The sequence below is a fragment of the Gluconobacter sp. ESL1110 genome, from assembly GCF_058107395.1.
In genome coordinates this window covers 337,827-350,190 of sequence record NZ_JBYLUK010000011.1, presented here as the reverse complement: position 1 = coordinate 350,190, position 12,364 = coordinate 337,827, and the positions used below count along the sequence as shown (strand labels likewise).

Below are 12,364 nucleotides of genomic sequence, written 5' to 3'. Positions count from 1 at the left end.
GATGTCCGAATTGGATGACATGGGACAGGAGGTCAGTTACGGGACGGCAGCGCCTCGTGCTCTGGAGGGGGCAAAAGAAACCGGAAGGACCAGACTGCAAAGCGGTAGCCCTGTAGGGGCTGTCCCTCCGCCAAGTGCAGGAATGTTTGCTACGACCTTGCGCAGTCGCCGGGCCCGTCAAAAAAGTGCGCTGCCTCCGTTAAGGTGGCTTCCCAGACTTGCCAGTGCGCGTGGGGGGATGGAAAAATTGATTGGCGCACAGGTGGACATGAGCCAGTTATGGCTGGCTATTCCCCGAAGGACAGTGCGTCGCAGTCGTCGAAAGTCACTGGATCAGCAGCAGCGGGAGTTCGACCTTGAACTCCTTCAGACCGCTTGTGCCCAGGCAGCGACATGGCCCGACGACATGCGACTGATGGTCTCTCTTGAAGACGATCAGGCGCCGGATGTTGCTTTCAACAAGCGGTTGAATGACGTTCTGGACCAGACCGGTTTCCCTGTTTCCCGTCTGGATCTGGTTTTTCAGGAAAGCGGTATTGCCCAGAGCGAGCGAGAAGTATGCTGTACGCTTGCGTCACTTCGGGACCGAGGGGTGCAGATCTTTACCAATGGCTTCGGGATTGCCCCTTCCAGCCTGACACTCCTGCGAGACCGGGCCATCAGTGGCCTTTTGGATGGGGTGCAGTTCGATACGTCTGTTCTGTCAGCGTCCACGCTCTCATGGTCTCTGAAGGGAGATGTACCGGAACTGGACGAGGGAGCTGTGGCATTCTTCCGGGCTGCGCTTGACGCAGTGAGAACCCTTGACCTGCATGTTCGCGCTACAGGCGTCGATACACCAGCACAACTGGATTTCGTGCAGAAAAACGGTTGTGTAGAGGCCTCTGGCCTGGCTCTTCTACCCGCAGAAACGACGGCGCAGATTGCAGAGCGTTTTGCAGGAACAGAAGGGCGTACACGCCGCCGCCGGATGAGTCGGACGGCAGAGGGGTTATGACGGACAGTGTCAGCAGGATGTCTCACCCTGCTGACACGACATGCACTTGCGTCAGATTTTACACTGATACTGAAACAGACGTTCAGGATCGACTCGGAGGAGATTGCCCAGCATGGGCAGGACCTCCGTCAGGGCATCCTCAATGGCTTCAAGCGACTGTCCGGTCTGGTCAGCAATGTACTTCAGGTGCTTCTCGCCCATCAGGACTTCAACTTCCTGCGGTGTGAGGGGATTGGCTTCAGTGTTGTGGATTTCACTGACGCGCGTTGCAAGATGACAGTCATCACGCATCAAGCGGATGGTGACTTCCGTTAGGCCTGACCTGTCCATACTGGCATTGCTGAGCCAGTCGCCGAAGCGAACGAACAGGGAGGTTTCTTTTTCGCCTTTGGTTTTAACGGTGGTGGTCATGACCTGTACTCCTCAACAAGGGAGGGACTGGCCGCATCCGGAGGGACTTGGCCCTGCACTGACAACGCATGAAGTCTGGTTCAGTCTCACAGGGCGGAAACACCTTCGCGTGATGTTTCCTCCCTTTTTGCGTCAGTCCAGAGGGCCGCTTTCGACCAGAACAATTTCAGCATCTTCTTTGGCCGTAATAACAATGCGTTCCACGTCGGTCAGGGCTGCGCCATCCCGTGTTGCGACACTCTGACCGTCAATCTCCAGACTGCCGGTTGCGGGTACGAGATAGGAGAAATTCTCCCGTCGCGTCTCGAACGTCACTGTCTCGCCTGCTTTCAGAGTAGCACCAAGGACGCGGGCTTCGGCCCGGATCGGTAGCGCATCGTCATATTCGAAACCGGATGCGAGCGTGACGAACCGTCCGTTACGCGCGTCTTTCGGGAAGGGTCTTGTTCCCCAGCCTGGCGTTCCTCCTGGTTCATTGGGAATGATCCAGATCTGGAACAGCGTGGTGTCCTCGGTTTCCTTGTTGAACTCCGCATGGGTGATCCCGCTGCCTGCGGACATGACCTGAACATCGCCAGCTTCTGTGCGCCCTTTGTTTCCCAGGCTGTCTTCGTGGGAAATAGCGCCCGTGCGGACATAGGTGATGATTTCCATGTCCTTGTGAGGATGGGCACCAAAGCCGGTGCCACCCTCGATCCGGTCGTCGTTCCACACACGCAGGCGCCCCCAGTGCATGCGGTGACGATCCATGTAGCCAGCGAATGAGAAGTGGTGCCGGGCATCCAGCCAGCCATGGTTGGCATGTCCAAGCGAAGAAAAAGGTCTGATGTCGAGCATGATGTGCTCCTGTTGGTTTATTCTGACTTCCAACATGGGGCTCGGACAAGGTAAAGAAAATGGAACTGATGGAAATGTAAAGTTTCCAGAAACGTCATAAAAAGGCTTCTGATGCTGCCTGATCTTGAAGGCTGGGCTGTTTTTGCGCGAGTTGCGGAAAGCGGTTCGTTTGCGTCCGCCGCACGATCACTGGGACTATCGGCCCCAACAGTCTCCAAAGTCATTGCCCGGCTGGAGCATCGTCTGAAAACAACGCTCTTTCAACGGAGCGCACGCCATCTCTCCCTGACGGCAGCAGGTGTCGCCTGTCTGGAGCGGGCAAGGCGAATGCTTTCGGATGGGGAGTGGCTGGAGGCCGAACTGCGGGAAGGATCAGTCAGCCCGCGTGGAACAATCCGGCTGGCAGTTCCAATGGGGTTCGGGCTGGATATTCTGGGGCCGGTTCTGCCTGCCTTTCTGGAAAAATATCCGGATATTTCGATGGAAATTGATCTGGATGACCGGACCGTAGATCTGCTCGGCGGACGGTTTGAAGCAGCAGTTCGAATTACGCCGGGTGAATTGCCGCCCGCGTCCAGCGGTGGGGCGCATCTCCTGTGTCGATCCATGGTGAGGTTCGTGTGTTCACTCGACCTGAAAGCGAGTCTTGGCCCTCTGGAGACTCCGGAAGATCTCTCTGGCAAATCTGGTCTGCTGTACGCGAATACCGACCTGCCGGATCTGTTGAGACTGACTCATCATGATGGGAAACAGGCATCCGTTCGACTGCGCGGCAGAATGACTGTCAATAATGGTGATATGCTGCTTCCGGCACTGAGAAACGGCACAGGACTGGCGCTTTTGCCAGATTTCATGTTGCGGAAAGACCTTGAGGCAGGTCGGCTGGTCGAGGTTTTGCCAGGATGGCAGGGGAATATCCTGTCGGTCTGGTTCATGGTCGTTGGGTGTGGTGCGACACGCCTGCAGATGCCAGCCAGACTGCGTGTTCTGCTGGCCTATCTGGAGCGGGCACTTGGCGGAAAGATGTCACAGGATTACAGTGCCGCGCAGGAGAAAACGCGATGAATTATGATGCGATGTTCCAGTCCGCTTTGGACGGTCTGCGTGCTGATGGCAGCTACCGTTACTTTGCGGAACTCGAGCGCCGGTCCGGCAATTTTCCGAAAGCCTACCATCATGGGCTCGGTCGTGACGTCACAGTGTGGTGTTCCAACGATTATCTCGGCATGGGACAGCACCCGGAAGTTCTCAAAGCGATGCATGATGCCCTTGATGAGACGGGCGCAGGCGCAGGCGGAACGCGCAACATTTCCGGCACAAACCACTATCATGTGGAACTGGAAAAAGAGCTGGCGTCCCTGCACGGCAAGGAAAGTGCGCTGCTCTTCAACTCGGGCTACCTCTCCAACTGGGTTACGCTGGGAACGATTGCAGGGCGTTTGCGGAACTGTGTGGTTCTGTCGGACGAACTGAATCACGCCTCCATGATTGAAGGCATCCGCCATTCCCGTGCTGAAAAGCAGATTTTTCGTCACAACGATGTTGAAGATCTGGAGCGTCGTCTGAAGGAGCTCCCGGCGGATGTTCCGAAGATCATCGCGTTCGAGTCCGTCTATTCCATGGATGGCGACATTGCTCCGATCGAGGCCTTCTGTGATCTGGCCGATAAGTATGGCGCCATGACCTATCTCGATGAGGTCCATGCCGTGGGCATGTATGGCGATCACGGTGCGGGCGTGGCTGAAAAGCTGGGCCTGTCCCATCGTCTGACGGTCATCGAAGGGACGCTTGGCAAGGGGTATGGCGTTGTGGGTGGCTATATTGCTGCCTCCGCGCCACTCTGCGATTTTGTGCGTTCCTTCGGCTCAGGCTTCATTTTCTCCACGGCTCTGCCGCCAATGATTGCGGCTGGTGCGCTGGCGAGTGTGCGGTATCTCAAGCGCAGCAGTGCCGAGCGTGAGGGGCAGCAGCGCGCCGTGGCCTATCTGCGTGCGGCGCTCGACAAGGCTGGCATCCCGCATGTTGGTAATCCGAGCCATATCGTGCCGATTATGGTGGGCGAGGCCGAACTTTGTCGTGACCTGTCAGACGAGTTGCTGAACCGGTTTGGTCACTACATCCAGCCGATCAACTTCCCGACCGTACCGCGCGGAACGGAGCGTCTGCGTCTGACGCCGACGCCGCTTCATACCAATGAAGCGATTGATGAGCTGGTTGAAGCCGTCTCCACGCTGTGGCGTGAGCGTCAGCTTAAACGCTCTGTCGCTGCGTAAGCGGGCGATTCAACCTAAAAGAAAAAAGGCAGCCACATCGGGCTGCCTTTTTTTTTGTGCATGGGGTCAGGCCTGAACGTAAACCCAGGCTGTCCGGCCAGAGCGCAATGTGACTTCGACCCGTTTGTAGTCTGACACTTCATAGGCATCCGCGGCCCGCAGTTCTGCTTCCGTAATGCGGAAGACTTTCCCCGCAACCTCATCCGATGGGTTCTTGCTGGGAATCACCACAGGGTGGAAGCGCTTTCTACTTGCACGCAGGACGTCAGGGTCCGTGATTTCCACCATGGCAGTCGTGTGGCCAGTCATGGCGTCCTCTTCTCCGTCCAATAAGCGGCCGAATGAAGAAAGCTGGACATCTTCCTGCTGGAGTGTGCCGTAAGAGAACAGGAGGACTGAGGCGGGTTCGGTCATGAGAAAGTTTCCAGTCATCAGGGATCAGATGCGTTTGTAGCCCTGCCAGAGGGCCGTGACGGGCTGGCCGTCTACCTGTGGGGTCAGGGTGATGTAGAGACCATCGATCTGTTCCAGAGGAAGGCAGTCATCGACTTCCATGAAATTGTCCCGATGCTGATGGTCGTATCCAACCAGAAGACAGGTATTGGCTTTGGCCTTTGCTTCCGCTTCGGAACTGGCAACCAGAAAGGTGAAGGCGTGTTCTTCCTTCAGTTCACCCGGCGCATAACCGCCCATATTGATGAAATAGAGGGTTTTGTCTGAGGTGGGCTTGGTTGCGCTGAGTGTTACGGCATAGCCGTCCGCCCAGGACACTTCACCATAAGCGTCGACATGCAGGGAGTTCCGGATGCCGAACCAGCGTTCACCAAGGGATGGGTATGCATCTTCCAGTTTTTCAGCGATGGCGAACTGAACGTCATGGACTTCGATATTCGCACCGGGGGCGCTTCCGCCCAGATAGAACACATACAGCTTCAAAAGAGCATCTCCTTGGTTCCAAAACGTCATATCAGCTTTGTGCCGTAGAGATGAAGTCAGTCGGTCAGAGCTTTGAAAAGGATCTTTCCCATGGTGTCCGTGCTTAGAGTTGCCGCCCTTCTTGCTATCCTCGTTCCTTTGGGAACTGCGTCTGCGCGGGAGTATCAGACGCAGGACAGTTGTGATGGCTTTCCGAAGGTCTTTCTGAAGACGCGGCCCGGTCTTTGTGTGGGGCTGGTGGCCAGTCATCTGGGGTTTGCGCGCGGGGTGGCAGCTATCGGCCATGATGTGTTCGTTCTGGATATGGGCGGTTGGCGAAAAGGCCAAGGCAGGTTGCTGCGACTAAAGCAGGACGGCCATGCCCCTCCGGAGGTTCTGCTGTCAGGGCTCGATGAGCCTAGCGCGTTGGTCTCTGGGACGGATGGTGCCCTCTATATGGGCATTGCAGGAAAGGTTGTTCGTGTGGACCTGTCCGGGGCGAAGCCCCAAATGCGGAATGTTGTCACAGGCCTCCCTGAAACGGGGAGGCATCCTCTGACAGCGCTGGCCTTTGCGCCAGACGGGCAGCTTTACATCAATATCGGATCGGCAACCGATCATTGTGAAACGCCGGACGGCGATGCGCCTGACGCGCAGAAAGCCTGCCCTGAAACAGCACAAAATCCGCCGCGTGCAAGTATTATGAGCGTTCGTCCGGGACCAAATCCAGTCGTCTGGAAAGACACAAAACTGGTCGCGACGGGTCTACGCAATAGCATGGGCCTGGCAGTGCTGCCGAATGGAACGCTGGTTGCGGCTGTTAACGCACGGGACGCCATCAACAAAGCCGATCCTACCTTGTCTGATACGGCATTGCCTCACGACACCTATGACGTGATCCGTCCGGGGGCGAATTATGGCTGGCCCTATTGCTTTGATGACAATCAGCCCAGCCCGGAATACCCGCATTATGCCTGTGCAGGCATGGAAAAGCCTGCCTTGCTGCTTCCGGCTCATGCCGCTCCACTTGGGTTGCTGGCTTATCAGGGCGACGCGCTTTCAGACCTGCAAGGGCAACTTGTGCTGCCATATCATGGGTATCGGAAGACCGGTCATCGGATCATGACCCTGAAAATCAGCCCAAGTGGGGAGCCTGTAGGTGTGCCCGAACCGCTGGTCTGGGGCTGGGAGGGACGTACGTCACTCTCCCCTGTGGAGGCTCCCGTATCCGTAGCGGAAATGGCAGATGGCAGTCTGCTGGTGTCTGAAGATCACAACGGCACACTTCTGCGGATCGCGAAAAGTGATCCTCACGGGGAAACGCATTGACAGCATGACACCAATGCGATGAGTGTTGCCCTCACCAGGGGGAGCTTCGCCACAAGAAGCTGAGAGGTCACTGAAGGACTGAGAAGTCTGCGGTGTGACGACCCTGCCGGGCGCATCCTGCGTTCGGGAAACCTGATCCGGTTAGAACCGGCGGAGGGAATGGTGATGACACACAGCACAACCGGCGCTGCCGGTACGCCATGCTGTTGCCCCCGCTGCGAAAAAGGGGGCGACCATGGGTGATATTCCAAATAATCTGAACAAAGGGCCGGCTGTCGGCCACGTGACGACAGGTCCGATCCAGGGCTCGTGTAAGAAGTGGTCCGAGGCGCCGGGGCGTCCGGACATTCTGGTGCCATATCGCGAGATCGCGCTGCATCCGTCTGCGAATGAAGAACCTGTACGCGTCTATGATACATCGGGCCCATATACGGATACGTCCGTCAGCATCGATGTGGAGAAGGGTCTTTCGACGCCGCGTGCGGCATGGCTGGCAAAGCGTGGCTTCCAAAACGTCGAGGCTCGGGCCGTCAAGCCGGAAGATAATGGCTTTGCCAGCGAGACCCAAGCTGTTCCAGCGTGTCCGGCGCCTCATGACGTCTATTCCGGCGATGGTGCTCAGTACGTCACACAGTATGAATACGCACGGGCCGGGATCGTCACAGAAGAGATGATCTACATTGCCCACCGCGAAAACGTCTGCCGTGCCGAAATGGTGGCCGGGGCTGAAGAGCGCCGGGCGGATGGCGAGGATTTCGGTGCGGAAATCCCGGCGTTCATCACGCCGGAATTTGTACGGGAAGAAGTCGCACGCGGACGGGCCGTGATTCCGGCGAACATCAATCACCCGGAACTTGAACCAGTCATTATTGGCCGAAATTTCCTTGTGAAAGTGAATGCCAATATCGGAAATTCGGCGGTGACGTCCTCTGCTGCGGAGGAAGTCGAGAAGCTGGTCTGGTCCATCCGCTGGGGTGCGGACACGGTGATGGATCTGTCCACGGGGCGGAATATTCATAACATCCGTGACTGGATCATGCGGAACTCCCCGGTCCCGATCGGGACGGTACCGCTTTATCAGGCGCTGGAGAAGGTGAATGGCGTTCCCGAGAAGCTGACCTGGGAAATCTTCCGGGATACGCTGATCGAGCAGGCTGAACAGGGCGTCGATTACTTCACGATCCATGCCGGTGTCCGCCTTCAGCATATTCCGCTAACAGCAAAGCGTACGACGGGCATTGTCTCGCGTGGTGGCTCCATCATGGCGTCCTGGTGTCTGGCCCATCATCGTGAGAGCTTCCTGTACGAGCACTTCGAAGACATCTGCGACATCATGCGCCGCTATGACATCACCTTCTCATTGGGGGATGGTCTGCGTCCGGGATCAATCGCCGACGCCAATGATGCTGCACAGTTTGCCGAGCTGGAAACGCTGGGTGAACTGACGAAGATCGCTTGGAACAAAGGCTGTCAGGTCATGATCGAAGGGCCAGGTCATGTGCCGATGCACAAGATCAAGGTCAATATGACCAAGCAGCTTCGGGAATGTGGGGAAGCGCCGTTCTATACGCTTGGCCCGCTAACGACCGATATTGCGCCGGGCTACGATCACATCACGTCCGGTATTGGTGCGGCGATGATCGGCTGGTTCGGCACAGCGATGCTCTGTTACGTCACACCAAAGGAGCATCTGGGCCTCCCAGACCGTTCTGATGTCAAAACGGGCGTGATTACGTACCGTATTGCGGCGCACGCTGCCGATCTGGCGAAAGGGCATCCCGCAGCACAGTTGCGGGACGATGCGTTGTCACGGGCACGGTTCGAGTTCCGGTGGGAAGACCAGTTTAATCTGGCGCTTGATCCGGACACGGCACGGAGTTTCCATGATGAGACCTTACCCAAGGAAGCGCATAAGACCGCACATTTCTGTTCCATGTGCGGTCCGAAGTTCTGCTCCATGAAGATCAGTCATGATATTCGCCGCGAAGCGGAACGTCAGGACGGCATGGCGCAGATGAGCGAAGTGTTTCAGGAGCATGGCGCCAAGCTTTATGTTCCCGAAAAGGAAGTAGAAACGGTCTCGGAATAACCCGATAGCCGAAATGATTTGGGGGATGGCCTTGCGTCTGCGGGCCATCCCCCTCATCATGTTGCGATGCCGTTCAAGGAAGACCTCGTCCCGTTCCGAAAGACCCGCAAGGTCACGAAACTTGCAAACCGGCTCGGAACTTCAACGGCCAACTGCGTCATGCATGTCATGATCAACGATCGTCACGGTTTTGTTCGTGAAAGCGCATCCTTCCTTCTCGTGTTGGAAAAGATCTGGAAGGCGCGGGGCCTGAACAGTGAGCAGGTCTGGGCAGAAATCGGAGAAAGAATCCGCCTTGCAGATGAACTTCGTGCTAAAGGCATCCGTCCGCGCAAAGGCGGTCAGTACCGTTCTACCAAACTGCCCTGATAAACTGTTTTGAGTGATGCCTGCGTTCCCAGACCTGTCTCATGTTTCTCCAGATGATCTGAGCCGGCTGGACATCGGTGTTCTGGTTATCATCGGCCTGTCGGCTCTCTGGGGGCTAACGCGTGGTTTCACCACGGAACTCTCAGGGCTGGTGGCATGGGCGTCTGCTGTTGTTCTGACCTATCGTTTCCATGCTGCTCTGGTACCATGGATTTCCCCCTACCTGCATGAAAGCTGGCTGGCCGAAAGCGTAAGCGCGGCTGTTCTGTTTATTGTCATTCTTCTCCTGCTGACGACAGTGGCAGGTCGGGTAGGTGCTGCGGTGAGGGGCACTCTTTTTGGGGGCGTAGACCGCATACTGGGCGCTATTTTCGGCATTCTGCGCGGATATGTGATGCTGATTGCACTTTATCTACTGGCAGGGTCTTTTTTTGGCTCATGGACCTCTTACCTGATGCAGGGAAGCGTTTCCGGGCCTTATATTGTGGCCGGAGCCGCACGGCTGGCAGGTTATCTGCCACATTCCTTGCAACCACATCTTGCATCTCCGCCCGCAAGCGGCCATGACGCGTCGTTGTGAACCCAGTCCGGAAAGGCCGAACTGCATGACTGCCTCCGATACTCTTAACCGTCCTTACGAGGAATGTGGCGTTTTCGGCGTCTGGGGCGTTCCTGATGCGTCTGCCCTAACGGCTCTCGGCCTCCATGCTCTTCAGCACCGTGGGCAGGAAGCTGCCGGTATCGTCAGTTTCGATGGCGAACGGTTTCATCAGCATAAAGGCCTTGGTCTTGTTGGGGATGTGTTTGGTGACAGCCGTGTTATGGCGACCCTTCCGGGTAGCGTCGCTATCGGGCACAACCGCTATGCGACAACAGGCGGAACGCATGTGCGGAACGTGCAGCCGCTCTATGCGGACTATGAATTCGGCGGTCTGGCAGTTGCCCATAACGGCAACCTGACCAATTCCGCTACGCTGAAGCAGGCACTGGTCAAGCGGGGTTGTATCTTCCATTCCCTGACGGATACGGAAGTCTTCATCCATCTGATCGCCATTTCCCTCTATTCCACCGTGCTCGATCGCTTCATCGATGCCGTCAAGCAGGTGAAGGGGGCTTACTCCCTCATCACGCTGACGCCGGATGATGGCCTGATTGGTATGCGTGACCCGTTGGGTGTGCGTCCGCTGGTCCTGGGGCGTATTCCTGGTCATGAGGGCGGGAATGGCGGCTGGGTTCTGTCCAGTGAGACCTGTGCCCTCGATATTATTGGAGCAGATTACGTCCGCGACATCGAGCCGGGTGAAATCGTGGTCATCAATTCTGATGGGCTGCGGTCCCTAAGGCCTTTCGGGGATCAGGGTGGGCGCTTCTGCGTCTTCGAATACATCTACTTTGCTCGTCCGGATTCCGTGCTTGAGGGACAGCCTGTTTACGAGGCGCGTAAGCGCATCGGGGCAGAGCTAGCGCGTGAGACTGCGGTTGAAGCAGATGTTGTGGTTCCGGTGCCGGACTCCGGGGTGCCTTCCGCGATTGGATATGCGGCTGAGAGCGGTATTCCATTCGAACTGGGCATTATCCGCAATCATTATGTAGGTCGAACCTTCATCGAGCCGACGGATCAGATCCGTAATCTCGGGGTGAAGATGAAGCACTCCGCCAATCGCCCTGTTCTGGCTGGTCGTCGCGTTATTCTGGTGGATGATTCGATCGTTCGTGGCACCACGTCCCGCAAGATCGTGGATATGGTCCGTGCGGCAGGGGCGACCGAAGTGCATATGCGCATTACGTCCCCGCCGACACGTCATGCCTGCTTCTACGGGATTGATACACCGGAAGAGAGCAAGCTGATGGCGGCAACTCACACAATGGAAGAAATGGCGGCCGCCATCGGTGTCGACAGCCTCGCTTTCATCAGTTTTGACGGGTTGTACCGTGCGTTGGGGCATGAAAGCCGTGCTGAAGGGGCAGGGCGTTATTGCGATGCCTGCTTTACAGGCGATTACCCCATTCAGTTGGTGGACAAGGAAGGCAATCTGGTCTCCTGACCAAGCCTGCCTCCGGGTACATTAAAAAAAGCGTCTACCTGTTATGGGGCGACGCTTTTTTTGTTTCCACTGCAAAGGGCGGTGACGTGATTGTATCGTTCGCTCTCAGAACAACGGCATCTCGGCCAGTCCCCTTCGCAGCGTAGAGTGCGGCATCTGCTTTCTGCCAGACATCTGACCAAAGCGTTTTTGACGAATATCGAATATCTGCGCCAATACTCAGCGTGGCTTCAATACCCCTCTCTCCAATGTTTTTGACATCCTGTGTGAAAGTTTTCTTCAGGTGGTGAGCAAGCTCCAAGGCATGGGAGATGCTGGTGAAGGGAAAGAGAGCAGCGAACTCCTCTCCGCCAATACGGAAAAACTTGGCCTCCTGGGGTAAAACCTTCTGACTGGCCCTGACGGCTGCAATAATGACCTGATCCCCTGCCGCATGGCCATGGTGGTCGTTAATGGCTTTGAAATGGTCAATGTCCATGAGAAACAGCACACAGGGATGAGAAGAGTCTGTGTTCTGCTCCATCCACACGTCCATGGCCCGGCGGTTGCCTGCGTGTGTCAGTGGGTCCTGAAGTGTCAGAAGATGGTGCTCTGCGGCTAATCGTTCCCTGGGAATGGCAATCATTGCCAGAGCGATGACAATACCCTCAATGATGACCAGAAAATTATACAGGATAATGGCCCAGACCGTTGAAGGCTGGCTACCGAGGGGCTCGGGAAGAAAAGGTGTTGAAAGGGTAAGTGCGCCGTAAACGAGCGTGTAAAAGGCAATGATTCTGCATAAGAGCCGTTCGGCTGATGTCTGCTTTTCCGTAGAGCAAAGAAGATCCCGGGCTGCCTGAAAATGAAACCCTGTGATGAAAAGCATGCGGACAATTGAACTGACAACGTGTCGGGTTCCGCTTGATGCAGCGCTGGCGGAAATGGCCAAAGACACGAGACAAACAATCAAGACTGCTTTCAGGCACGTCCGACGACCCAGCATGGTGCGTATGGCCTGCCAGCCGAGACCATACGCTAATGTCATGAAAACTGCGCCAATACGGAGGCCCCACAGGCCGGGGATGAGAAAGGGACTGGTAAAGAAAAATCCTGAAAC

The 12,364-nt window shown here is 56.4% G+C and carries 13 protein-coding genes; 8 read left to right on the top strand and 5 right to left on the bottom strand.

What is annotated here, in order from left to right; translation table 11 throughout:
* Window position 1: 1 nt before the first annotated feature.
* Window positions 2–997: an EAL domain-containing protein gene (locus tag AC3B6F_RS14850; protein WP_415573213.1), complete on the top strand. Its 996-nt coding sequence runs from the start codon at window positions 2–4 to the stop codon at window positions 995–997.
* 51 nt (window positions 998–1,048) lie between these two features.
* On the opposite strand, the gene AC3B6F_RS14845 is transcribed toward AC3B6F_RS14850, so the two are convergent.
* Both AC3B6F_RS14845 and AC3B6F_RS14840 read right to left on the bottom strand, forming a co-directional pair.
* Window positions 1,049–1,408 carry a YidB family protein gene (locus tag AC3B6F_RS14845; protein WP_010500982.1) on the bottom strand — a complete coding sequence of 120 codons (360 nt, stop codon included), beginning with the start codon at window positions 1,406–1,408 and terminating at the stop codon, window positions 1,049–1,051.
* A gap of 132 nt (window positions 1,409–1,540) precedes the next feature.
* The gene (locus AC3B6F_RS14840) at window positions 1,541–2,245 is read right to left on the bottom strand and encodes a pirin family protein (protein WP_489824928.1); all 705 of its coding nucleotides are present in this window, start codon (window positions 2,243–2,245) and stop codon (window positions 1,541–1,543) included.
* A 111-nt stretch (window positions 2,246–2,356) separates the two neighbouring features.
* Between AC3B6F_RS14840 and AC3B6F_RS14835 the strand changes: the two genes are divergently transcribed.
* Together AC3B6F_RS14835 and hemA are read left to right on the top strand one after the other, a co-directional pair.
* On the top strand, window positions 2,357–3,310 hold the full coding sequence (locus AC3B6F_RS14835) for a LysR family transcriptional regulator (protein WP_489824927.1): 954 nt from the start codon (window positions 2,357–2,359) through the stop codon (window positions 3,308–3,310).
* On the top strand, window positions 3,307–4,518 hold the full coding sequence (hemA, locus tag AC3B6F_RS14830; protein ID WP_010500986.1) for a 5-aminolevulinate synthase: 1,212 nt from the start codon (window positions 3,307–3,309) through the stop codon (window positions 4,516–4,518). The genes AC3B6F_RS14835 and hemA overlap by 4 nt, the downstream gene beginning before the upstream one ends.
* Window positions 4,519–4,584: 66 nt before the next feature.
* Here hemA and AC3B6F_RS14825 read toward each other — a convergent pair whose 3' ends face one another.
* Together AC3B6F_RS14825 and AC3B6F_RS14820 are read right to left on the bottom strand one after the other, a co-directional pair.
* A complete protein-coding gene (locus AC3B6F_RS14825) occupies window positions 4,585–4,932 on the bottom strand; it encodes a gamma-glutamylcyclotransferase family protein (protein WP_489824926.1) in 348 nt (115 codons plus the stop codon).
* Window positions 4,933–4,956: 24 nt separating this feature from the next.
* Window positions 4,957–5,484: a DUF1543 domain-containing protein gene (locus AC3B6F_RS14820; RefSeq protein ID WP_489824925.1), complete on the bottom strand. Its 528-nt coding sequence runs from the start codon at window positions 5,482–5,484 to the stop codon at window positions 4,957–4,959.
* A gap of 60 nt (window positions 5,485–5,544) precedes the next feature.
* On the opposite strand from AC3B6F_RS14820, the gene AC3B6F_RS14815 reads away from it, so the two are divergent.
* From AC3B6F_RS14815 to purF, 5 genes are all read left to right on the top strand, one after another.
* The gene (locus tag AC3B6F_RS14815) at window positions 5,545–6,762 is read left to right on the top strand and encodes a PQQ-dependent sugar dehydrogenase (protein ID WP_489824924.1); all 1,218 of its coding nucleotides are present in this window, start codon (window positions 5,545–5,547) and stop codon (window positions 6,760–6,762) included.
* A 235-nt stretch (window positions 6,763–6,997) separates the two neighbouring features.
* Entirely contained in the window at window positions 6,998–8,851 is a 1,854-nt protein-coding gene (gene thiC, locus AC3B6F_RS14810) for a phosphomethylpyrimidine synthase ThiC (protein WP_489824923.1), read from the top strand.
* Between the two features lie 18 nt (window positions 8,852–8,869).
* Window positions 8,870–9,220 carry a hypothetical protein gene (locus AC3B6F_RS14805; protein WP_231875930.1) on the top strand — a complete coding sequence of 117 codons (351 nt, stop codon included), beginning with the start codon at window positions 8,870–8,872 and terminating at the stop codon, window positions 9,218–9,220.
* 16 nt (window positions 9,221–9,236) lie between these two features.
* A complete protein-coding gene (locus tag AC3B6F_RS14800; protein ID WP_426065780.1) occupies window positions 9,237–9,800 on the top strand; it encodes a CvpA family protein in 564 nt (187 codons plus the stop codon).
* A gap of 25 nt (window positions 9,801–9,825) precedes the next feature.
* Entirely contained in the window at window positions 9,826–11,265 is a 1,440-nt protein-coding gene (gene purF, locus AC3B6F_RS14795; RefSeq protein ID WP_010500995.1) for an amidophosphoribosyltransferase, read from the top strand.
* Window positions 11,266–11,299: 34 nt separating this feature from the next.
* On the opposite strand, the gene AC3B6F_RS14790 is transcribed toward purF, so the two are convergent.
* Complete coding sequence (locus tag AC3B6F_RS14790; RefSeq protein ID WP_489824922.1) at window positions 11,300–12,292, bottom strand: GGDEF domain-containing protein; 993 nt, start codon at window positions 12,290–12,292, stop codon at window positions 11,300–11,302.
* Window positions 12,293–12,364: the final 72 nt, after the last annotated feature.